This window comes from Rhizobium sp. M1 (assembly GCF_002531805.1).
GTDB lineage: Bacteria > Pseudomonadota > Alphaproteobacteria > Rhizobiales > Rhizobiaceae > Rhizobium > Rhizobium etli_C.
In genome coordinates, this window is record NZ_NWSW01000009.1 from 105,512 (window position 1) to 128,033 (window position 22,522).

The 22,522-nt window shown below is 60.4% G+C and carries 21 protein-coding genes; 9 read left to right on the plus strand and 12 right to left on the minus strand.

Annotated elements, in window-relative coordinates:
* Positions 1-15: 15 nt before the first annotated feature.
* Positions 16-927 carry a LysR substrate-binding domain-containing protein gene (locus tag CO655_RS10485; protein WP_097664616.1) on the plus strand — a complete coding sequence of 304 codons (912 nt, stop codon included), beginning with the start codon at positions 16-18 and terminating at the stop codon, positions 925-927.
* On the opposite strand, the gene CO655_RS10490 is transcribed toward CO655_RS10485, so the two are convergent.
* A complete protein-coding gene (locus tag CO655_RS10490) occupies positions 919-1,842 on the minus strand; it encodes a LysR family transcriptional regulator (RefSeq protein WP_097664617.1) in 924 nt (307 codons plus the stop codon). The two genes, CO655_RS10485 and CO655_RS10490, sit on opposite strands and share 9 nt — an antisense overlap.
* A gap of 126 nt (positions 1,843-1,968) precedes the next feature.
* Between CO655_RS10490 and CO655_RS10495 the strand changes: the two genes are divergently transcribed.
* A complete protein-coding gene (locus CO655_RS10495) occupies positions 1,969-2,841 on the plus strand; it encodes an alpha/beta fold hydrolase (RefSeq protein WP_097664618.1) in 873 nt (290 codons plus the stop codon).
* 96 nt (positions 2,842-2,937) lie between these two features.
* On the opposite strand, the gene CO655_RS10500 is transcribed toward CO655_RS10495, so the two are convergent.
* Positions 2,938-3,933 carry a LacI family DNA-binding transcriptional regulator gene (locus CO655_RS10500; RefSeq protein WP_097581175.1) on the minus strand — a complete coding sequence of 332 codons (996 nt, stop codon included), beginning with the start codon at positions 3,931-3,933 and terminating at the stop codon, positions 2,938-2,940.
* Positions 3,934-4,106: 173 nt separating this feature from the next.
* Here CO655_RS10500 and CO655_RS10505 point away from each other — a divergent pair, with 173 nt between their 5' ends.
* From CO655_RS10505 to CO655_RS10530, 6 genes are all read left to right on the plus strand, one after another.
* Positions 4,107-5,048: a sugar ABC transporter substrate-binding protein gene (locus CO655_RS10505; RefSeq protein WP_097664619.1), complete on the plus strand. Its 942-nt coding sequence runs from the start codon at positions 4,107-4,109 to the stop codon at positions 5,046-5,048.
* Between the two features lie 122 nt (positions 5,049-5,170).
* Positions 5,171-6,292 (plus strand): ABC transporter permease, encoded by a 1,122-nt coding sequence (locus CO655_RS10510; protein WP_097581173.1) that lies wholly within the window; start codon positions 5,171-5,173, stop codon positions 6,290-6,292.
* Between the two features lie 2 nt (positions 6,293-6,294).
* Positions 6,295-7,089, plus strand: a complete 795-nt coding sequence (locus CO655_RS10515) for an ATP-binding cassette domain-containing protein (RefSeq protein WP_097664620.1) — start codon at positions 6,295-6,297, stop codon at positions 7,087-7,089.
* Between the two features lie 81 nt (positions 7,090-7,170).
* Complete coding sequence (locus tag CO655_RS10520) at positions 7,171-7,974, plus strand: TIM barrel protein (protein WP_097664621.1); 804 nt, start codon at positions 7,171-7,173, stop codon at positions 7,972-7,974.
* A gap of 42 nt (positions 7,975-8,016) precedes the next feature.
* Complete coding sequence (gene iolG / locus CO655_RS10525) at positions 8,017-9,009, plus strand: inositol 2-dehydrogenase (protein WP_097664622.1); 993 nt, start codon at positions 8,017-8,019, stop codon at positions 9,007-9,009.
* A gap of 107 nt (positions 9,010-9,116) precedes the next feature.
* Complete coding sequence (locus CO655_RS10530) at positions 9,117-9,452, plus strand: hypothetical protein (RefSeq protein ID WP_097607289.1); 336 nt, start codon at positions 9,117-9,119, stop codon at positions 9,450-9,452.
* 124 nt (positions 9,453-9,576) lie between these two features.
* Here the strand turns inward: CO655_RS10530 and CO655_RS10535 are convergent, their stop codons facing one another.
* A complete protein-coding gene (locus CO655_RS10535) occupies positions 9,577-10,206 on the minus strand; it encodes a TetR/AcrR family transcriptional regulator (protein WP_097664623.1) in 630 nt (209 codons plus the stop codon).
* 187 nt (positions 10,207-10,393) lie between these two features.
* Between CO655_RS10535 and CO655_RS10540 the strand changes: the two genes are divergently transcribed.
* The gene (locus CO655_RS10540; RefSeq protein ID WP_097664624.1) at positions 10,394-12,853 is read left to right on the plus strand and encodes a glycoside hydrolase family 3 C-terminal domain-containing protein; all 2,460 of its coding nucleotides are present in this window, start codon (positions 10,394-10,396) and stop codon (positions 12,851-12,853) included.
* Between the two features lie 61 nt (positions 12,854-12,914).
* Here the strand turns inward: CO655_RS10540 and CO655_RS10545 are convergent, their stop codons facing one another.
* The 9 genes from CO655_RS10545 to CO655_RS10585 all read right to left on the minus strand — a co-directional run bounded on the left by CO655_RS10545 (position 12,915) and on the right by CO655_RS10585 (position 22,489).
* Positions 12,915-13,451, minus strand: coding sequence for an OmpA family protein (locus tag CO655_RS10545; protein WP_010031899.1), 537 nt, complete (start codon positions 13,449-13,451; stop codon positions 12,915-12,917).
* Between the two features lie 13 nt (positions 13,452-13,464).
* Positions 13,465-14,139 (minus strand): L,D-transpeptidase, encoded by a 675-nt coding sequence (locus tag CO655_RS10550; RefSeq protein WP_097664625.1) that lies wholly within the window; start codon positions 14,137-14,139, stop codon positions 13,465-13,467.
* A gap of 282 nt (positions 14,140-14,421) precedes the next feature.
* A complete protein-coding gene (locus tag CO655_RS10555) occupies positions 14,422-15,426 on the minus strand; it encodes an ABC transporter ATP-binding protein (protein WP_097664678.1) in 1,005 nt (334 codons plus the stop codon).
* A complete protein-coding gene (locus CO655_RS10560) occupies positions 15,426-16,403 on the minus strand; it encodes an ABC transporter ATP-binding protein (RefSeq protein ID WP_097664626.1) in 978 nt (325 codons plus the stop codon). The genes CO655_RS10555 and CO655_RS10560 overlap by 1 nt, the downstream gene beginning before the upstream one ends.
* Entirely contained in the window at positions 16,400-17,314 is a 915-nt protein-coding gene (locus CO655_RS10565) for an ABC transporter permease (RefSeq protein ID WP_097664627.1), read from the minus strand. The genes CO655_RS10560 and CO655_RS10565 overlap by 4 nt, the downstream gene beginning before the upstream one ends.
* Positions 17,315-17,317: 3 nt before the next feature.
* Positions 17,318-18,292, minus strand: a complete 975-nt coding sequence (locus CO655_RS10570; RefSeq protein WP_097664628.1) for an ABC transporter permease — start codon at positions 18,290-18,292, stop codon at positions 17,318-17,320.
* Positions 18,293-18,303: 11 nt separating this feature from the next.
* A complete protein-coding gene (gene ggt, locus CO655_RS10575; protein ID WP_097664629.1) occupies positions 18,304-19,914 on the minus strand; it encodes a gamma-glutamyltransferase in 1,611 nt (536 codons plus the stop codon).
* On the minus strand, positions 19,911-20,765 hold the full coding sequence (locus CO655_RS10580) for a hydrolase (protein WP_097664630.1): 855 nt from the start codon (positions 20,763-20,765) through the stop codon (positions 19,911-19,913). The genes ggt and CO655_RS10580 overlap by 4 nt, the downstream gene beginning before the upstream one ends.
* Before the next feature lie 149 nt (positions 20,766-20,914).
* Positions 20,915-22,489 (minus strand): ABC transporter substrate-binding protein, encoded by a 1,575-nt coding sequence (locus CO655_RS10585; RefSeq protein ID WP_097664631.1) that lies wholly within the window; start codon positions 22,487-22,489, stop codon positions 20,915-20,917.
* Between the last annotated feature and the right edge of the window lie 33 nt (positions 22,490-22,522).

Genomic DNA, 22,522 nt, shown 5'->3' on the forward strand with positions numbered 1-22,522 from the left:
AACAAATCGGCTCAAATGGACAGATTGGCTTCCATGCAGGTTTTCATAAAAGCCGTTGAAACCGGCTCCATATCGGCGGCCGCTGAACTACTCAATTTGTCATCGCAGCTGGCGGGCAAGCAGCTGAGGGCGCTGGAGGATGGTTTGGGGATCAAGCTGTTGAACCGCACCACGCGCAGGCAAAGCCTCACCGACAGCGGTCGCATATTCTATGAACACGCGAAGAACATCCTGGCGGAGATGGAGGCAGCCGAGGCGCTGATCGCTGAAACCCGCTCGATCCCGCGAGGACGGCTTCGCATCAGCGCACCGATCACCTTCGGCAGCCACGCGTTGGCGCCTGAACTACCGGAATATCTGAAACAGCACCCCGAAGTGTCGTTGGACCTCAGCCTCACCAACCGGACAGTAGATCTTGTGGAGGAGGGTTTCGATGTCGCCTTCCGGACCGGTGAGCTTCCGGACAGCCGATTGCTGGCGAGAGGCCTTTCACCTCTTCGCCTGGTCCTGTGCGCGGCGCCGGCCTATCTCAAATCGGCGGAAAAACTGAACAGACCGGAGGATCTGCAACGGCATGAATGCCTGGTGTTCTCGCACACCTCACTTCGCACGCAATGGTCGTTCGAGGGGCCACATGGTCTTGTGTCGGTGCCGATCACAGGCCGATTTTCGACAGACAGTGGTGAGGCCCTTCGTGCCGCCGCAGTGGCAGGTATGGGCGTGCTCCTGCAGCCGCACGAACTGGTGGTCCGAGAGATCGAAGCTGGACGGTTGGTGAGGCTCTTGCCGGACTACGAGCCGCCCGCTCGACCTTTGCACGCGCTGTATGCTCCCGACAGACGAATGACACCGAAACTACGGAGTTTTATAGATTTTGCACTGAAGAAATTCGGCGCGGGGTGGCGGAGGACATCCGGATCACCGTGACCAGTGTGCTGCCGGGCGAAAAGCCTCGGGCCGGGCGGCAAAATTCTCGACGACGAAATCCACGAAAGCGCGGACTTTCGGCGAAAGCTGGCGATTGGAAGGCCAGACGAGCGAGAGCGAACCGAAGGGCGCCATGAAGGCGGTGAGGACGGGAACCAAGTTACCCGCTCGGATATGGGGCTGCGCGACATAGACGGGCAGATGCGCGAGCCCGAGGCCGTCCTGTGCCGCCCGCAGCCCGGCATCCGTATTGTTGAACGTCAGGTTTTTCGGCAAAAGCAGCCGCTCGTATGGGTCGCGGAATGACCATGGCGCGATGCGGCCGCTGGATGGATATTTGAAGTGAATGCAGGCGTGCCCCGAGAGGTCGTTCGGCGTCTGCGGCCGTCCGCGACGATCGAGATAATCGGCACTTCCGCAAACGACGAAATGCTGCTCGCCGAGATGGCGGGCGATCAATCGGGCATCGGCAAGTTCGCCGCTGCGCACGACGGCATCCAGGCCCTCGGCGACCAAGTCTACGACCCTGTCTTCGAAATCGATGTCCAGTTCGATCTCCGGAAATCGCGCGGCGAACATCGGCAGGATCGGCATCAGCAGGTGGTGTCCGACGATATGCGGGACGCTGACCCGGAGGCGTCCTCTCGGCCGCTGCCGGCTTCGCAGGATACCTGCCTCTGCGTCTTGCATATCGTCGATGATGCGCTTGTAGCGTTCGTAGAGGACCGCCCCTTCCTCGGTCAGGCTGATGCTGCGCGTCGTGCGATTGAAGAGCCGCACCCCCAGACGGCCTTCGAGGCGGGCGATCGATTTTCCGATCGCCGATGGCGAAATTCCGGCGACGCGCGCGGCTCCGACATAACTCTGCTGTTCGGCAGCGTATACAAGAGCGAAAAGGCTCGCGAGACCATCCATGCCAACATCCTCATTGGAGACATTTTGTCCGGTATCTAGTTCCATGCGCCGCCGTTGATCAACATTGGGTAGCAACTATCCTTTGTCCGTGAATGATGTCTGGCCTTATCGGCAGGAGTGAACGGCATGCGGGACTACGCAAAAGAACGACCGGAGCACACGGCGAGATACATCGGGGAAAACGACCTGTTTCTGGAAATATTTCGTGGAAGCGCCGGTTCGGAGCGGCCCGCTCGCCCGCCTTTGCTCTTCGTCCACGGCGCCTTCACCGGCAGTTGGATGTGGAGCAAGTACATTTCTCACTTCATGTCAGCCGGATGGAACGCCTACTGCATCAACCTGCGAGGCCATTACAAAAGCCGATCGGTCGATTTTACCAAAGTCACCTTCGAGGACTATCTGGACGACATCCGGCAGGTCATTTCCGAAATCGTTGAAGATTGCGCGGTCCCGCCTGTTGTAATCGGCTTCAGCATGGGAGGAATCCTCAGCCTGAAACTGGCGGAAAGCGTGGAGATTGCCGGGCTGGTGCTGATCGATTCCAGCATTTGCAGGCAGGTGCATGACGAGGTGCCCTATCTCGAGCTTGCGCCACGAATGCCTGGCCTTGTCGTGCCGGCGCCCGCGCGCGACGAGCAAGGCAGCGCCGATGAAACGCTCGAAGATATCGCGTTCCAGCGGAAATACCTGTCCATGGAATCCGGCAAGGCATTCGCTGCATTTTCCTTTCATTTCGGAGCGAAGGGAATTTCCATCGAAAGCGGCAAGATCACCTGCCCCGGCCTGGTCATAACAGCGGTCAACAATGAAGCCGACGATCGTCGGGGCCGGGCGACGGCACGGCATATTGGCGGCGAATATCTGGGTCTTCGAGGGACGACGCATACCGGTTTGCTCGTCGGGCAAAGGTATCGCGAAGCCGTAGGCCACATCATCGAATGGTTGGCACGCTTGGAAGATTGTTCCAGTCAGCCCTCCAAGCCAAGGCCCCGCCGGTAGCCAGCCGACATAGGCTTCCAGGCGCGACAATACCGAAGCTTCGGGCCGTTCATGATGCCATAAGTCGTATCTGGCGCGGTTCCCTTCAACCGGCAATCAGGCGGATAGCCTGGGAACGAGATGCCCTGGCAAGGTGACTGTTTCGACGGCGCGGGCTCCGATAATCATCTCTACGATCGTGTTGATCATTTCATAAGTGGGCTGCTCGTAAGTCGTCAGGCCATAGGCGGGCGCCGCGCCGAGCTCGATATTGTCGAAGCCGACCACCGCAAGGTCTTGCGGAACGCGGCAACCAAATTCACTGCGGGCCGTGGCCATGGCTCCTAACGCCAGAATGTCATTTTCACACATCAATACATCGACCCGTGAGGAGGAGGGGGTCGCGCTTAGATAGGCTCGCACCGCCTCGGCGCCCGCATCGGCACTGTACCGGTCTGCGTTCAGCTCTACGACGCTCCCCACGCCCTTCCGTCGCCAGAAATTCGCGTAGTGATGGCGCCTGCCGAGTGCCGTCGACAGGGTTCTTGCTCCCGTCATAAAACCCGGACGGCGATACCCCTTGTCGAACAGGTAATCGACCATTTGGCTGAGGGCGAGTTCAGCATCGCAGGCGACTGCAGGGACACCGGGAATCTGGCTGTCTCTTGCAAGAACGAACATCGGCGGAAAACCTGGGCCGAGGCGTCGATCGCCGAGAGTTTCCTCGCGAAACGCCGTACCGAACAGAATCACGGCGTCGAATTGCCGTTGGTCGGCATTGATCAGCGCGTGAACGTGATCGAAATGCCGATTGATATTGATCAATACCGTCAATAGTCCCTCCGCCTGCAAGCGCTCGGTGAGCATTTCCAGAACCGGAAGCTTGTGCGGATTGGCGAAGTCGTCGACGAAAACCGCCACTTGATGCGTGATGTTTGTCGCGAGGCTGCGGGCAAGCAGGTTCGGCGAATAGTTCAGCGCCTCGGCGGCCTGAAGCACTTTTTGCCGGCTGACGTCGGTGATGGATGCACCGGGTGTAAACGCGCGGATAACGGTCCATTTCGATACGCCGGCGGCTTCCGCCACCTCTTTCGCTGTCGCCCTTTTGCGCATGCCTATCTCCTGCCGACTGGAATGAATATTCCACAAAAAAATAAAAATGGAATGGATGCTTGATTTTTGCCGACAATAAAGTAATTTGTCGGAGTTTGCTACCGGTAGCAAAGGAGTTGCAACCGGTAGCAATCGCGGGTCCGCATGACGCGGACTGTTTTTGGGAGGGTTAAATGAAATTTGGTTTGAAATCGCTTCTCGCGGGGGCCGCGGTCGCGTTCATGTGCTCTTCAGCAATCGTCAACGCAGCGGACATTCGCATCGTTGCCGTCACCCATGGCCAGGCCAATGATCCGTTCTGGTCCGTGGTTAAGAACGGGGTCAACGCAGCTGCCAAGGATATCGGCGTCGGCGTCGACTATCGGGCGCCGGAAACGTTCGACATGGTGTCAATGGGGCAGCTCATCGATGCGGCCATCAATCAGAAGCCTGACGGCCTTATCGTCTCCATTCCGGACGCCTCGGCGCTCGGCCCGTCCATCAAGAAGGCCGTGGCCGCCGGCATTCCGGTTATTTCGATCAACTCCGGATCCGACGTTTCGAAGGAATTGGGGGCGCTTCTGCATGTCGGCCAGGACGAATACACCGCGGGCAAGGCCGCCGGTGCAAAGCTGCATGAGTTGGGCGGCAAGGAAGGTTTGTGCGTGAATCAGGAGGTCGGCAATGTCGCGCTCGATCTGCGCTGCAAGGGCTTCGCAGACGGTTTTGGCGGCAAAGTTACGGTTCTGCCCGTCAGCAACGATCCGGCCGACGTCCGGGCAAAGGTCAAAGCGGCGCTGAGTTCCAATGCCGCTGTCGATACCGTCATGGCGCTCGGCGCCGGCACCGCCGGCGAGCCGTCTCTGGCGGCTGTCGAGGATGTCGGAATGACCGGCAAGGTCAACGTGGCGACCTTCGACCTTTCGGCAGATTTCCTGAAGGCAGTGGCCGACGGCAAGGCAGCCTTCGCGATCGATCAGCAGCAGTTCCTGCAGGGCTATCTGCCCGTCGTGTTTCTGGCCAACTACGCCAAATACGGGCTGATCCCTGGAGGCAATGTGCCATCCGGCCCCAATCTTATCACCAAGGAAAAGGCCGCCCAGGTGGTCGATCTTTCCGCCAAGGGCATTCGCTGACCAGAACTGACGGAAGGCATTCTCTCAGAATCTCCTCCCCCTCAAGGGGAGGGGGTTCGTTGACAGAGCGCTGCCGAGCAGCGCCGCCGCTACCTCAAAACAAAGATTCCACGGGAGGAGTTATGGCTTCGCTTGAGCAGAACACGGCGGCCGCGCCGACGGTCGATGAGCGCGTCAAACAAGTGAGTTTTTTAACACATATGATGCGGCGGCCCGAATTGGGCGCCGTGGCGGGCCTTGTTCTCGTCATCGTCTTTTTCTTTCTCACTGCAGATTCGACGATGTTTTCTCTTTCGGGCCTGATGACCATCATGGCGCCGGCATCGCAATTGGGAATCCTCGCCATTGCGGCGGCACTGCTCATGATCGGCGGTGAGTTTGATCTCTCGATCGGCTCGATGGTGGCTTTCGCAGGACTGATCTTCGGCGTCATCCTGACCAATTTTGGTCAACCGCTTTCGGTTGCCATCGTCATGACAATGCTGTTTGCGGCGTTCATGGGCGCGATCAATGGGCAGATCGTCATTCACACCAGGCTGCCGTCGTTCATCGTGACCCTGGCATTTCTCTTCATACTGCGCGGCTTGACCCTCGTTGGTCTGAAATGGGCCACCGGCGGCTCCACGCAGCTTCGCGGCATCGGCGACCATGTGAAGGACAGTCCGCTGCTCGGGCTCTTTTCCGGCGATGCGCTGAAGGGCGTATTCGTCTGGCTCGCAGATCACGACCTGATCGGCAAGTTCCCGAACGGCCTGCCGAAGGTCACGGGCATCCCCGTGTCGGTCCTGTGGTTCGTCGTGCTTGCCCTGGCTGCAACATGGGTCCTGCTGCGCACCCGCATGGGCAACTGGATCTTCGCAGCCGGCGGCGATCCGAATGCAGCAAGAAATTCAGGTGTCCCGGTCCATAGGGTGAAAACCGGCCTGTTCGCGTTGACGGCGTGTGCTGCCGCGCTGGTCGCCATCATCACCGTGCTTGACGCCGGCTCAACCGACGCCCGACGCGGTTTTCAGAAAGAGTTCGAGGCAATCATCGCCGCCGTCATTGGCGGGTGCCTGCTCACGGGCGGCTATGGTTCGGCGATCGGCGCCTTCTTCGGAGCCATCATCTTCGGCTCGGTTTCCATCGGCTTGACCTATACCAAGTTCGACTCCGACTGGTTTCAGGTCTTCCTCGGCTCGATGCTGCTGCTGGCTGTTCTCTTCAACAATTTCATCCGCCGCAAGGTTACCGGGGAGCGCTGATCATGCCAGACGTCAACAACCGAACACCGATCATCGAAGTAACCGATATCGTCAAGCACTACGGCTCCGTGATCGCTCTCAACGGCGTGTCGATGCAAGTGTCGGCCGGAGAGGTACTTTGTCTCCTCGGAGACAATGGCGCGGGCAAATCCACCTTGATCAAGACGCTGTCCGGTGTCGTCCGGCCAAGCGGAGGTGCGTTTCTGGTCGAAGGCAAGCCGGTCAATTTCCGCAGCCCGCGCGACGCCCTCGATGCAGGGATTGCGACGGTCTATCAGGATCTCGCCATGATTCCGCTGATGTCGATCACCCGAAATTTCTTCATGGGGCGGGAGCCGCGCAAAGGCATCTTCCCATTCCGTCACTTCGACCTCGCGCACTGCAACAATGTCACGCGTGATGAGATGCGCAAGATCGGCATCGATATCCGCGATCCCAATCAGGCGGTGGGCACCTTGTCCGGTGGCGAACGCCAATGCGTTGCGATTGCTCGCGCGGTCTATTTCGGCGCAAAGATCCTTATTCTCGACGAGCCCACATCGGCGCTCGGCGTGGCACAAACCTCGATGGTGCTGAAATACATCCACCAGGTCCGACAGAACGGACTGGGCGTGATTTTCATCACCCATAACGTTCGGCATGCCTATGCCGTGGCGGACCGCTTCACCATTCTCAATCGCGGCCAGACGCTCGGCACTTTTGCCAAGGCGGATATCGCGATGGACGAGCTTCAGAACCTCATGGCCGGCGGCAAGGAACTGCAGCAACTCTCCGATGAACTCGGCGGTACCATCTAGCGTCCTGGCTTTACCCGGAGGCGGCGACCATTGGCTTTCAAAGGCTGCCCGCTTTCTCAGTCATCAAACATGGAAACGGTCATGAACGACGGTTCATCGAATATCTCATCCCCCTTCACGCTCGCGGTCTGCGCCGAGATGGTTTTCAAGTCGCTTCCTGTTGTCGACAGGCTGAAGCGGATCACCGAACTCGGCTTCCAAGCCGAGATCTGGGACTGGACGAAGCATGACATCGCAGCCCTTGCGAGATCCGGGGCGGTCTTCTCGTCGATGACTGGCTATGTGACCGGCACGCTCGCCGACGACGATGGCGCAGAAGAATTGCTGCGAACTGCGAAGCAATCGATCCCGATTGCCCGGGAGCTGAACTGCCCACGTCTCAACCTGCACGGTACGGGTCTCGACGGCAATGGACTGCCGGTCGTCAAGGCTGACGAAGTGACTGGTGCCATGTGGCTCAAGGCGCGCGATACACTGAACCGCATCGCCGACCTCGGGGAGCAGGAGGGTGTGACCTTCGTGCTCGAAAACCTCAATCAGGCAGTCGATCACCCCGGGACGCCGTTTGCCAAGGCCGAGGATACGCTCGCGCTCGTCTCGTCCGTCAACCGGCCGGCGTTGAAGCTCAATCTGGACCTCTATCATGCCCAGATCGGCGAAGGAAACCTGATCGAGCTATGCCGGCGTGCGCTGCCCTATATCGGCGAAATCCAGGTGGCGGATGTGCCCGGTCGCATGGAACCGGGAACCGGCGAGATCAACTACAAGGCAATTGCCCGCGCGCTCAAGGACATGGGTTATCGCGGCACGATCGGCATGGAGGCATGGGCGTCCGGAGACGATGAGACGGCGCTTGCCCGCTTCCGCGACGCCTTCACCGTTTGAATGTTTCGATAGTCAAGATTTACATATCATGGAGAGATATCAATGATCAGATTTGGAGTGATCGGCGCCGGCCGGATCGGCAAAGTGCATGCAACAACGATCGCGGCGAACCCCAATGCGAAGCTTGCCTATGTCGCGGATGCCTTCAAGGCATCAGCAGAAGAGCTTGCCGCACGGACGGGCGCCGAGGTTGCCGAGGCGGAGGATGTCATCAACTCCTCGAACGTCGATGCGATCCTCATCGCGACGCCGACCCCGAGCCACGCCGATCTCATCGAGGCGGCGGCGCGCGCCGGCAAGGCCATCCTCTGTGAAAAGCCGGTATCCCTGTCGGTCGACCGCATCAATGCCTGCCTCGAGATTGTCGAGAAAAACAGGTCGACCTTGATGATCGGCTTCAATCGCCGGTTTGACCCGAACTTCGCAAGTTTGGAGGCCCGTCTGCGCGCCGGCGATATCGGCGCAATCGAGATCGTGACGATCACCAGCCGGGATCCGGCGCCGCCGCCTGCCGACTACGTCAAATCCTCCGGTGGCCTGTTCCGTGACATGATGATCCACGACTTCGATATGGCCCGCTTCCTCATGGGCGAGGAATTCGTGGTCGTGAACGCACTCGGATCCTCGCTCGTCGACAAGGCGATCGGGGCCGAGGGCGATGTGGATACCGCCGCCGTCCAGATGCAGACGGCTTCGGGCCGCATTGCTGTCATCACCAATTCGCGCCGGGCGACTTATGGATACGACCAGCGCATCGAAGTCCATGGGGCTGCCGGTATGCTTGCAGCGAAAAATATCGCCGCGACGAGCGTCGAGCTTTCCAATGCGAACGGCGTCAGCGGCGATCCCGTTCAACATTTCTTTCTCGAACGCTACGCGCAGGCTTATGCCAACGAGATCAATGCCTTCATCGAAGCGATCGACAGCGGCAACCCATCGCCGAGGCCAGGTGGATTGGATGGGCTTCAGGCTCAAAAACTAGCGGAGGCCGCCACAGTGAGCTGGCAGACAGGCAGGCCAGTTGCCGTCGATTGACGTCAAGGCGGTGCAGTTCGCTCCTCGTGGCTCGCCTGCATCGCCCGACTCCACGAATGCATAATCGACTTGTGCTGCGCGAAATGCATCTGCCACGGAGGCGCCAAATGTCAGCCACGCGTCCTATGAAAGATCAACGTCCTCAAACCTTTCAGGAACTAAAGCAGTCCATTGCCGAAGGAAGGATCTTTTTCCCTAACCAGGTGGAACAGGTTGCAAGGCGGATGCTTGAGCATCCGGAGATGGTGGCCTTCGAAAGTGCTGCTTCAGTCGCAAAAAAATGCGGCGTCTCGCAAACGACAGTTATACGGCTGAGCAGCTTTCTCGGAATTGGATCATACCGCGGTCTGAAGGATCTCTGTGCCTGCTATATTCGAGAACGCTCCAAAGGCATGTCGCCGCCTTACCAAGTCCCTCAGCCGCCACCGCGCAATGTCGGGTAGGATGTCCGTTGCTTGAAGTCGCCGCCGGCAAGGAATGAGTAACCGCCAGGGGACGCATGAGGGGAGCAGGCAACCGCCGGCAGGCGACAAATGCCAGGCCCTTCGATCTGCACCCCATCCTCGTTCAGCCATCCAGACCGAGGCTCGTCTGCAGGCGGCTGACATAGGCTTCGAGCCCGCCGACCATATCGAAGCGATCGGGGTCGCGCAGCCAGAGCATCTGCAGGCCGTCCATTACGGCGATCAGTTCGGCCGCCATCGCCTTGCTATCGATGTTCTTGGCGAACGAGCCATCGGCGGCGGCGCGTTCGAAGGTCGCGGCGATATGCTTCTGCATCTGCGTGGCGCGATCGAGAAACCAGGCCTTGGCGGGGTGGTCCTTCATCAGGCTTTCGGCATTGAGGATGGCGAAAGCCCTGGTGACCTCGACCATTTCGGCGTTGCGACGGAAGACGGCGACCATGCCTTCAAGCAGGCCCCGAAGGTCCAAACGATAGTGGTCGATGAAATCTGCGCTTTCCAAATCGCGCTTGTCCAGAATGGCGAGCAGGAGATCGACCTTGGTCCGGAAATGGTGCAACAGGCCGGGCAGCGACAGGCCGACATCTTGGGCGATATCCCCAATGGCGGCATTCTGATAGCCGTCTTCGGCAAAGCGGCGCATCGCCGCCCCAAGGATTTCCGCTCGGCGCGCCTCCCCCTTGCTGGATTTGCGCCGCTGCTTTTCCCTCGGGCCGGTCCCTTGTTCTGCCATCGTCTCTTTCCGTTTGCCTCCTTTTAACGGCGACGCGCCAATCGGCAAGCCTGCAGCCCTGCAAGCTCTCTACCCATACACCAGACAGTGGCAGTTGACATCTTAAAAATATCGAGTAATCGGTAGGTTTAAGGATCAGAGCGCCCGGATCGCGTCTTGGATCCGGAGTCGTAGCAGGGAGGTTTGCATGATCGATTCCATTCTCGACCAGATGACGCTCGAAGAGCAGGTCTCGCTGCTGTCCGGCGCCGATTTCTGGACGACGGTTCCGGTCGAACGTCTCGGCGTGCCGAAGATCAAGGTGACGGATGGACCGAACGGCGCGCGCGGCGCCGGCTCGCTGGTCGCCGGCGTCAAGGCGACCTGCTTTCCCGTCGCCATCGCGCTGGGCGCCAGCTGGAATCCCGAACTTATCCATCAGATGGGCGCAGCCCTTGCGCGCCAGGCAAAGAGCAAGGGTGCCGCAGTGCTGCTGGCGCCCACGGTGAACATCCATCGCTCCGGCCTCAACGGGCGCAATTTCGAATGTTACTCCGAAGACCCGATGCTGACCGCCGAACTGGCCGTTGCCTATATCGAGGGCGTGCAGGGCGAGGGGATCGCGGCGACGATCAAGCATTTCGCCGGCAATGAATCCGAGATCGAGCGGCAGACCATGTCTTCCGATATCGACGAGCGGACACTGCGCGAAATCTATCTGCCGCCCTTCGAACAGGCGGTGCGTCGCGCCGGCGTCATGGCCGTCATGTCCTCCTATAACCGCCTGAACGGCACCTATACGAGCGAGCATCACTGGCTGCTGACCAAGCTGTTGCGCGAGGAGTGGGGGTTCGACGGCATCGTCATGTCCGATTGGTTCGGTTCGCATTCGACGGCTGAGACGATCAATGCCGGCCTGGATCTCGAAATGCCGGGTCCGGCGCGCGACCGCGGCGACAAACTGGTCGCGGCCGTGCGCGAGGGCAAGGTCGAGGCCGCGACGGTACGCGCTGCGGCGCGGCGCATGCTGCTTCTCCTCGAGCGGGTCGGTGCGTTCGAGAAGAAACCCGATCTGCGCGAGCGGGCGGTCGACCTGCCGGAAGACAGGGCGCTGATCCGGCGTCTCGGCGCGGAAGGCGCTGTGCTCCTCAGGAATGACGGCATCCTGCCGCTTGCCAAAACCTCTCTCGATCGCATCGCCGTCATCGGCCCCAACGCCGCAAGCGCGCGCGTCATGGGCGGCGGCAGTGCGCAGATCGCGGCGCATTATACAGTGAGCCCGCTCGAAGGCATCCGCGCCGCCCTCTCCAACGCCAACAGCATCAGCCACGCGGTCGGCTGCCGCCACAACCGCCTGATCGACGTGTTCAAGGGCAAGATCGCGGTCGAATATTTCAAGGGCCGCGGCTGCAAGGGCGAGCCGCTGCATGTCGAAACGGTCGACAAGGGCGAATTCTTCTGGTTCGAGCTGCCGTCGGGCGATCTCGACCCTGCCGATTTTTCGGCCCGGATGACGATGCAATTCGTGCCGGAGGAGAGCGGCGAGCATGTCTTCGGCATGACCAATGCCGGCCTGGCGCGGCTCTTCGTCGATGGCGCACTGATGGTTGACGGCCGCGACGGCTGGACGCGCGGCGAGAACTATTTCGGCACGGCCAATGACGAACAGCGCGGGGCAGTGCCGCTCGAGGCCGGCCGGTCATACAAAATCATCGTCGAATATGAGCCGTCCACCGCGACCGAGGAGGGCATTAACCTCATCGCCGTGCGCTTCGGTGTGGAAAAGCCGCTCAGCGAGGCCGATATCGAGGCGGCCGTCGAGACGGCGCGCAATGCCGATGTGGCGCTGCTCTTTGTCGGCCGCGACGGCGAATGGGATACGGAAGGGTTGGACCTGCCCGACATGCGGCTGCCCGGCCGACAGGAGGAACTGATCGAGCGGGTTGCCGCCGCCAACGCCAACACGGTGGTCGTGCTGCAGACCGGCGGTCCGGTGGAAATGCCCTGGCTCGACAAGGTTCGCGCCGTGTTGCAGATCTGGTATCCGGGGCAGGAACTCGGCAATGCCGTCGCCGACGTGCTGTTCGGCGACGTCGAGCCCGGTGGACGCCTGCCGCAGACCTTCCCGAAGACGCTTGCCGACAATTCGGCCATGACAGGCGATCCCGCCGTCTATCCCGGCCGGGATGGGCATGTGCGCTACGCCGAAGGCGTCTTCGTCGGCTATCGTCATCACGATACACACGCCGTCGAGCCGCTCTTCCCCTTCGGCTTCGGCCTCGGCTATACCCGTTTCCGCTGGAGCGAGCCGCGGCTGTCGGCCGGCGAAATGGGTTCCGACGGCGTCACCGTCAGCCTCGACTTGACCAATATCGGCGACCGGGCCGGCTCAGAACTGGTGCAGCTCTATGTGCGTTCGCCGAAGACCAAAGTGGCGCGGCCGGACAAGGAGCTGCGCGCCTTCGCCAAGTTATCGCTGCAGCCCGGCGAGACCGGCACGGCGATAATGCAAATCCGGCCGCGCGATCTCGCTTATTTCGACGTCGAAGCCGGCGCTTTCCGTGCCGAAGCCGGCAATTACCAGCTGGTCGTGGCGGCGAATGCTGCGGATATCAGGTTCGTGCGCGATCTGCCGTCACCATCCAGCTACGAGTTGCCGCCCTCTTAGAATAGGAGGCCCGGGATACGGTTGGCGCGTCTACGCGAGCGTCGAGTGGTCCAATCTGCGATCAAGCCGCGTCCGGCTGGGCACGCAGGTTGGTGACGACACGCCGGTTCTGCACCTTGCAGGAGCGGTCCGTGCAGTCGCGAACTTCTCGATCGTTGCCATAGCCCTTGGCCCACATGCGCTTCGGGTCGACGCCCTTCGAGGCGAGATAGGCCATCGCCGCGTCGGCGCGCTTCTGCGACAGCGTTTCCATCTGGGAGGCAGAACCGGAATCGTCGGCAAATCCCTGCAGCTTGAGCAGCCAGGTCGGGTTCCTGTTGAGCCAGGCGGCCTGGTTATCCAACGTTGCCATGGCGACGGAATCGAGGGTGGCGGAATCCTGCTTGAAGTAGATCCGCCGGCCGACATTGAGGATGAAATCCTCTTCGCTGCCGGCCGCGACGTTTTCAAACCCCGGCGCCGGATCATTGGTCTGGCCGGTCATCGGCGCCGCAGTCGGTTCTTCCAGGGAGGCGATCTCGGTGGTGGAGCAGGCGGCGAGCGCCAGGAGCATGGCCGCGGCGAGAAGGCGGCTCGTGTATCCGGTCGTAGCAGACATCAGGGGATATTCCTTATTCGACCGGGGTTGTTTGGCTGACCTGCGTGGCGCTTTCGGCCTGGTCGGCGATATGCGGCAGAACCTGTACCGCGGTGCCGATCGGGCAACGCTGGTAGAGGTCGATGGCGTCTTCGTTGAACATGCGGATGCAGCCGCTGGAGGCATCCTTGCCGATGCTCCATGGCTCCAGCGTGCCGTGGAACCGATAGCCGGTGTCGACGCCGTCGCGATGCAGATACATGGCGCGGGGGCCGAGCGGGTTCTTCGGAGAGCCGCCCGCCACGAATTCAGGCAGTTCGGGGTGGCGCTTGCGCATCTCCGGCGGCGGCGTCCAGCGCGGCCACAGCGATTTGGCGTCGATCGTGGCGCGGCCGAACCATTTGAACCCCTCGCGGCCGACGCCGACGCCATAGCGAATGGCGGTCTTGTTCTCCATGATCACGTAGAGAAAATGGTGCCTTGTATCGACGACGACGGTGCCGATCGGCTCGCTGCTGAAATATTTGACGACCTGGCGGTGCCACTTCCTGTCGATCTTGGCGAAGTTGGTCCTTCGGAACGTCACGCCATTGTCGACGAGGGTGCCGTCAAAATAGGACGACGCCGCGGCCAATGCCGGTTTCCGAACTGCAACGGCGCCAAGTAACGCCAAACCACCAAGCAAAATTTCCCTGCGTGTCCCCAGCATCGGCAATATCCCCCTTAAAGCCAAGCAGCGGAATATCAGTAAATCAGATTTTTCATTGGCGACAACAGAAAATTATTCTCCTTCCTAAAGACCGGGATCGAGTTGCGGTCTTCTGGATAGATTTGCTTCGATCGTTACCCGGGAGGAGAACGCTACACCCTGCAAACCCGCAGACCATTTGAACGGATGGATACTTGTCAGCAGTCCTGACACCGCTTCGAAAATATCTGCGTATGCGGTCGACCGCGCTCGCGGTTCCAGGAGCGAGTGCCGTTGTTCGGGTTATGCATCGTTGAGATGGCAAGCCGACAGGTGCCCCGGTGCAATTTCCTTTTTCACCGGCGCTTCCAGACGGCAGCGATCCATCGCAAACGGGCATCTCGGATGGAAGTGACAGCCTTCCGGCGGGTTTATCGGGCTGGGGAGTTCGCCATCGACGGGCTTGAACCGTCGCTTGCCGGGTTCAATGCGCGGCACCTCGGCCAAGAGCGCTGTCGTGTAAGGATGATTGGGCCGGCTGAAGACCTCCTCGACCGGCGCCTCTTCGACGATCCGGCCGAGATACATGATCGCAACGCGGTCGGAAATATGTTCGACGACGCCGAGATCATGGCTGACGAACAGGTAGGTCAGGTCAAGCTTGTCGCGAAGTTCCATGAACAGGTTGATGACCTGAGCCTGGATGGAGACGTCGAGCGCTGCGACGCTTTCGTCACAGACGAGGAACTTCGGCTGCACGGCGAGCGCGCGCGCAATATTGACGCGCTGCCGCTGGCCACCGGAAAATTGATGCGGGTATCGCTTTTTCATAGACGGGTCGAAACCGGCCAGCATCAGATATCTGTCGACATAGGCGTCGCGTTCCGTCGAGCGGGCAAGTCCATGCGTGCGAGGCGCCTCCCAGATAAGCTCCTCGACGGTCATGCGCGGATTGAGAGCGGCCATCGGGTTTTGGAAGATCATCTGGCTGGCGAGACCGAACTGATGCTGCTCGCCTTTCGACATGGCGCTTCGGTCGATCCCCTTCCAGAGAATATGGCCTTGGCTCGGCGACGTGATCCCTGCAATGGCGCGGCCGAGCGTCGACTTCCCGCAGCCGCTCTCGCCGACAAGGCCGACAACCTCTCCGGGTCGAATGCTCAGGTTGACATTATCAAGCGCATGAACAACAGGTGCCGGTTTGGCCAGCCTGAGCTTGAGCGCGATCTTGGCGGCGAGGTCGGGCTTGGCTCCGAAGCGCTGCGACACGTTCCTCGCTTCGATCAGGGGCGTGGCGATCGCCGTCATCATGCTATCTCTTTCGTAACGGGATGAATGCAGCGGAAGGAGCGGTCGCCTTCCGGCATGAGCGCCGGCATGACCAGACAGCCGTCGGTCGTCCGGTCACAGCGCGTACGAAAACTGCATCCTTGTGGAAGGCGGCTGATTGCCGGCGTCATGCCGCGAATCTGGTGGAGGGGCTCTCCGCGTCTGTTTTGCGAAGGAACGGACGCGATCAGGCCGGCGGTGTAGGGATGGTGAGGATCGGTCAGAACCTTGCCCACTGGTCCGGTCTCGACGAGGCGGCCGGCATACATGACGGCGATCTCGTCGGCCAATCTTGAAACGATCGCCAGATCGTGAGTGATCCAGATCACCGCCGTATTTCCTTCTTCCGTGAGCCTCTGGAATTCGGAAATGATCTGGCTCTGGATCGTCACATCAAGCGCCGTTGTCGGTTCGTCGGCGATGATAAGGTCCGGCTTGTGAAGAAGCGCAATGGCAATCGCCACGCGCTGGCGCATTCCGCCGGAAAACTGATGAGGATAGGCGGCAAGCCTTTCTTCGGGGCTTGGTATGCCGACCAGCGCCAAAGCATCCCGCGCCCGCTGCCGGGCTGCATCCTTCGAGACGCGGTCGTGCGCCTGGACGGCTTCCACCATCTGCGTACCGACGGTCAGGACCGGGTTGAGCGTCATCATCGGATCCTGGAATACCATGGCGATCCGCTTGCCGCGCAGCTGCCGCATCTCCTCGTCCGAATATTTCGCGATGTCGGCGCCGTCGAAGATGATCTGGCCGCCGGCCACCCGGCCGGGCCTGTCGAGGAGCCGCATGATCGAGAAGCCGGTTACCGACTTTCCGGATCCGGATTCCCCCACGAGACCAAGAACCTTGCCGCGCTCCACCGTGAACGATACGTCGTTGACGGCGCAAAGACTGGGGCGACCTTTGCCGCTGCCGAATTCGGTGACGAGATTGCTCACTTGCAGCAATGGGGTCATGACATGTTCCTCGGGTTGAGCACATCGCGCAACCGGTCGCCGACGAGATTGATCGCCGCGATCGTGATTAGAAGCGCAATGCCGGGGAAGAAGCTGATCCAGTAGAGGCCCGTCAGAAGATATTGGTAGCCGGTCGAGATCAGCATGCCGAGCGAGGGTTCGGTCACGGATGCACCCAGACCGAGGAAGGACAAGGTTGCTTCGAGACCGATTGCCCTGGCGATCTGCATGGTGGCGATGACGATGACCGGCGCAAGACAGTTCGGCAGCAGGTGCCTGAAGAGGATGCGCCATCCGGGCAGGCGCAGCATCCGGGCCGCCTCGATATATTCCTTCTCGCGCTCGACCAGAGCGGTGCCGCGGACCGTGCGGGCATAGGTCGCCCACTCGGCGATGATCAGTGCGATCACGACATTGGGCACGCCCTTGCCGAGCACGGCGAGCATCATCAGCGCCATCAATATGGTGGGAAAAGAGAGCTGCAGGTCGACGAGCCGCATCATCGCGGTTTCCGTGCGCCCTCCCATGTAAGCGGCGAACAATCCGGCCGAGGTTCCGATGATGGCAGCAGCGAAAGCCGACAGAACGCCTACCAGCAAAGAGGTGCGCAGGCCATAGAGGATGCCGGACAGGATATCGCGGCCCTGGCTGTCGGTGCCGAGGTGATAGACAAGCCCGGTCATGGATTCGGACCCCGGCGGCAGGCGACCATCCATGATGTCGAGCTGCATCAAATCATAGGGATTTTGCGGAGAGATCCATGGCGCAAACAGCGCCAGGCAACAGATGATCACCAGCGTGAGGAAGGCGATCACGGCTGCCGGAGAGCTGAAGAAATCCGCGATCCCTTTCGACAGACGACTGGGCTCGGGCGTTGGAGCGCTTGTGTCTTGCGTGTTTGGTTCGGCCATGGGTCAAGCCTTTCCTTCCAGCCGGACCCGCGGATCCAGAAGGGTATAACAGATATCGATGATGAAGTTGAGGACGACGAAGAGCAGGACCATCATCATCAGGTAGGCGACGATGACGGGGCGATCGAGAAGGTTGATCGAGTCGATGATGAGCTTGCCCATGCCCGGCCACGCAAAGATGCTTTCGGTGACGACCGAAAAGGCGATAAGCGAGCCGAACTCGAGGCCGATGATGGTCACCACCGGGATCATCAGGTTCTTGAGAACGTGCACGGAAATGATCCGCCGCTCTCGCAACCCCTTGGCGCGGGCAAACTTCACATAGTCCTGGGGCAGGACCTCTTGCACACCTGCACGGGTCAGCCGCAGAATGAGCGACGTCTTGAACAGAGCCAGGTTGAAGGCCGGCAATAAGAGGTGCCGGATGCCGTCCCCGGTCAGAAACGACCATTGTGCACCAAGTAGTTCCTGCGTCGGGCCGCGGCCATTCGTCGGCAACCAGCCTAGCTCGACGGAAAACACCATGATCAGCATGAGGCCGACCCAGAAGGTCGGAAGCGAGAAGCCCAGAATCGAGCCGCTCATGATGAGCTTGGAGGAAATCCGATTGGGGTAAAGCCCTGCATACAGCCCAAGCGGCAAGCCGAACAAGAGCGCGATGCCGAGAGCCGTGATCGCCAGTTCGAGCGTTGCCGGGAGACGTTCGAGGATCAGACCCAGCGCCGGCCGCCCATAAACGAAGCTGTTGCCGAAGTCCCCGTGCAGAAGCCCTTGGAGAAACAGCAGATACTGTTTCCAGAGCGGCTGATCCAGACCGTAATGCGCGATAACGAGTGCCCGCTCCGCCTGGTTGGCGTCGGGGTTGATGAGGATGTCGACCGGATTGCCGATCACATTGACGCCGATGAAGACAATGATCGTCATCGCGACAATGACAAAGAGCGCCTGTATCAATCGCCTGATAATGGATGTGATCATAGAACCTCTCCTTAGGCGACGGAGATCGCCATCCCGTCGCGCTGCGGATCGGCGGCGCCTTTAGAGACGCCGCCTTCAATCTTGATCGCGTGGACGGCGGCGAATGCGTATGTCTGCGGCGACCGCGCCACCTGGTAGCCCTGCGTCCGCAGCTCGTCCTCGACAGAGTGTCGAATACGATTGCAGATGTCGATCGTGTTTGACACCCCTACGATCCTCGGCGCCGAGACGGCTTCGAGCACCGACATGTCGAAATCGATCATGTTCATCAGGCATTGCGCAACGGCCGGCGCGATATAGCTGCCGCCCGGCGCTCCGATGACGATGCTGGGCTCGTCACCCTTGAAGACGATCGTCGGTGCCGCCGAGCTTGGACGCCGCTTGCCGGGCGCGATGGAGCCGGGTTTGCCCGGAACCGGATTAAAGCGGCTCATCGTGCCATTATACATGAAGCCGAGGCCATCGGTGATCGCGCCCGAGGGACTGCCGAGGGTGTGGGTCATCGCGACGGCGTTGCCGTCCTTGTCTATCACCGAGATGTGGGTGGTGTCGCGCTGCGAGCCATCAAGACGCGAAACGCTGGCGACCTCGCCTGCCTTGATCGCGCGGGCATGCGCCTGCGCATGCTCTTTCGACAGCAGCCTTTCATAAGGCACGTCGACATAGGCGGGATCGCCCATATGCGCGTCCTTGTCGATCGTCATTCGCTTCATGGCTTCGAACAGGATGCGGACATGCTCGGCGCTGCCATGCTGCAGCGAGCCGACGTCGAACTGCTCCATGATATGCAGGAGTTCCAGCATCGGGAAACCTGAGCCCGGGGGCGGTGAGGTGGCAATGCGGTTGTGGCGATAGTCGCCCCAAACGGGCTTTACCTTCGACAATTCGTAGCGCGCCAGATCTTCCCGATCGATCAAACCGCCATTTGCCTTGAAATCGTCGGCGATCTGTTCGGCCAGGTCGCCGTGATAGAAAATGTCCGACCCGCCGCTTTGCGCGATGCGTTCGAGGGTTTGCGCCATATCCTTGTTGACGAGCAGGTCGCCGACGTTCTTGAGCATGCCGTCGGCGTCGAAGTAGGTTTTCCGCCCCGTTGCGGAAAAGCGCAGCTTGTCGATCGTGTTGGCGAAACCGTCGTTCGCCTGGTCCTTGGCCCAATACCAATGCATGTGGTTTCGGATCATGAAACCGTTGCGGGTCAGCCGGATGGCCGGCTTGATGAGATCGGCCCACTCGAAGGTGCCGTAGTCGCGCAGCGCGGTCTCATAGCCCTTCAGCGAGCCGGGGGTGCAGACGGCAAGGTAGCCGATATCGGAGATATTGCCTTCAAGAACGTAGCCGAAGCCGTCGCGGCTCTGGTGCTTAATCTTGTCGAGCCACATGTCCGGCGCAGCCTTCAGCGGCGCGCGCGCATAAAATTCGAGGATCTCGTGCACGCCCTTTTTCGGCATGTAGACATGCATGGAGCCGAAGCCGCCGATGCCCGCCATTTGCGGGTCGACCACGCCCTGGACGAAGGCACAGGCGAGTGCTGCGTCGATGGCATTGCCGCCGCGCTCGAGAATTTCCGCGCCGGCTTCGACTGCCTCCGGCTGAGGCGCCACGATCGTTGCATTTCTCATTTCGCGCGCCGATCTTTCAGCACCTTTGCCAGGAAGGCCTTGACGTGACCGAGAACTTTCATCCGGTCGTGAGAGACACCCGGAACACGATCGAACGTCACAACGACACCCGCTTCGCGGAATGAGCTCGCCAGGGCGGCAAGCCGCTCGGGCCGCGTTTTGCCGGCATCGTTTGCGCCATCCATATAGTATTTGCCGCCCGGCTTATGGGTGATTTCCCAAGTCTCCAGATCGGCGTCGCCGACGATCATATGCACCGGCAGCTTGGCGAGCTCTTCGGGCCGGAAAGACTTGCCGAAGCGCGCCTCCAGATCCCGGATGCCGACCCACCAGTCACGCGTCGGATCCAGAAGGGTGACGGAACCCGGTGCGCCGATCGATGCCGCCCAGAGCTTTTCCGGATGCAGGATGGCGAAACGGTGCACGAAATGGCCGCCGCCGGAGAAGCCGAACATGGCGAATTTAGACCAGTCCTGACGGTATTTTTCGGCCACTTCCTCGACCATGGCAAGGACGACGCGATCGTAGCGGATGTCGCCTTCCTCGAGAAACTTGTAGCCCGAACGCGCACCATCACCGAGAACGCCAACCGGGAAGATCGGGCAAAGGATGGCACAGTCGTTGTAGAGCCCGAATTCGGCAAAACCGTCGCGGAAATCGATGGCTGACGTGCGCCCGGTGCCGTGGACCGCGACCAGGAGGTCGAGCTTGCGGCCATCTGCCGCCGTCGGCGGCACATAAAGCACCATATGGAGGCGGGGATCGGCCTGAGAGGCGAAGATGGCCGTCTGGCCATAGTCATAGATGGCCTTCGCCCGGGCGACGGCTTCGCCCGTTCCAAGTTCCTGCATGAATGTCTCCTGGGAGATGAAGAAAAGGGACGGCCCCTGGTGCGGCCCCATGCTGCTGTTTTAAACCGCGTCGCATCGAATGGATCGACGCGACGCACTTCAAATCTTTATTTGTCCCAAAACTGCGGCACGCTTTTGGACGACATGCATTAGTCCGCCGGCTTTACATCGTAAGCGAGCGTATATTTGTCGCCGCGCGGGGTGTAGGACACGGTCTTCTTTGCGCCCAGCACGACGTTTTCGTAGTGCATCGGGAGGAGCCAGAGGTTGTTGAAGGTCTCGGTCGACAGCTCCTCGAGAAGCGGCGCGCGTTGGGCTTCATCGAGCGTCGAACTGGCCTTGGCCAGCACCTCGTCGATCTTCGGATCGGACACGCCGCCGCCGTTATATCTGCCTGTCCCCTTTTTCTCGTCGCGCGTCGCGACGAGCGCAACAGTCGGATTGGTGGTTTCGCCGGTGTTCACACCCCAGGAGCCGAAATAGGTGCTGTAGGTGCCTTTTGAATAGGCTTCCGAATACATCGACCAGGGCAGGACCTCGACTTTCGATTTGATGCCGATGCGCGTGAACATCTGGCCGACCGCCTGCAGAACTTCGGCATCCTTGACGTAACGGCCAGAGGGACCATGCAGGGTCAGGCTGAAGCCATTCGGATAGCCGGCCTCGGCCAGAAGCGCCTTGGCGGCGGCGGGATCATAGCTCACCTTCTCGACTTTTTCGGAATAGCCCGCATAGCCTTGGGCGACGAATTGATCGGCCACCGTGCCGTTCTTCTGCATGACGCGGTCGACGATTGCCGGCCGGTTGATCGACATCAACATTGCGCGACGCACCCGTTCGTCCTTGAGCGGGTTCTTGTCGAGATCGGAACCATCCGCAGCCTTCACGAAAGGCGAAACATCACGGCTGACATCCAGGCCAAGATAAACGAAGCGGGAAGACAGGCCGTTGATGATCTGCAGATTATCGCTCGCTTCCACGCGTGCCATTCCATCGGCAGGAAGGGTTTCGACAATGTCGATCTCGTTGGAAAGAAGCGATGCCAGACGGGCGCCGTCATCGGGCAGGAAGCGGAGCGTGACGTTCGACCAGTGCGAGGGGCCGGCGAAATAGCTGTCATTGCGCTTCAAGGTCAGGTTGCTGCCTGGCGAATAGGAGACGAAGGAATATGCCCCGGTTCCGATTGCACACTTGCCGTTGTCGAAATCCTGGACCGGCGCCTCCTTGCAATCGGCGCTGATAATGCGAATTCGGCTGACGGAATTCAGCAGGATCGGATCCGGAACCTTGGTCTCGACGACGATGGTATAGGGATCCGTGGCCGTAACATTGACAATATTGCGGGTGTAGGAAGCAAAGCTCTGGCTGGGCTTGTCGCGGGCACGCAGAAGCGAAGCGATGACGTCATCGGCGTTGAACTCGCTGCCGTCATGGAATTTCACGCCCTTCCGCAGCTTGAATTCCCAGTGGGTAGGGTCGACGACCTTCCATTCGGTGGCGAGTTCCGGCGCATTTGCCGACGTTCCCGTGAGGTTTATGAGGCTGTCCCAGATATGGCGCGAGGTCGCATTGTTTGGCGCCGAACTGTCTTCATGGGGATCCAGCGTCGTCGGCGTCGTCGACATCCCGATCGTCAGCGGGGCCTCCTGTGCTGCGACCATTGCAGGAATAGCGATCGTTCCGAGCAGCCCGATCGCTGCCCGCGTCAATGTTTTTGCGGCCATTTCTTCCATCCCGGTTTAGCGTTTTTAGGCCGA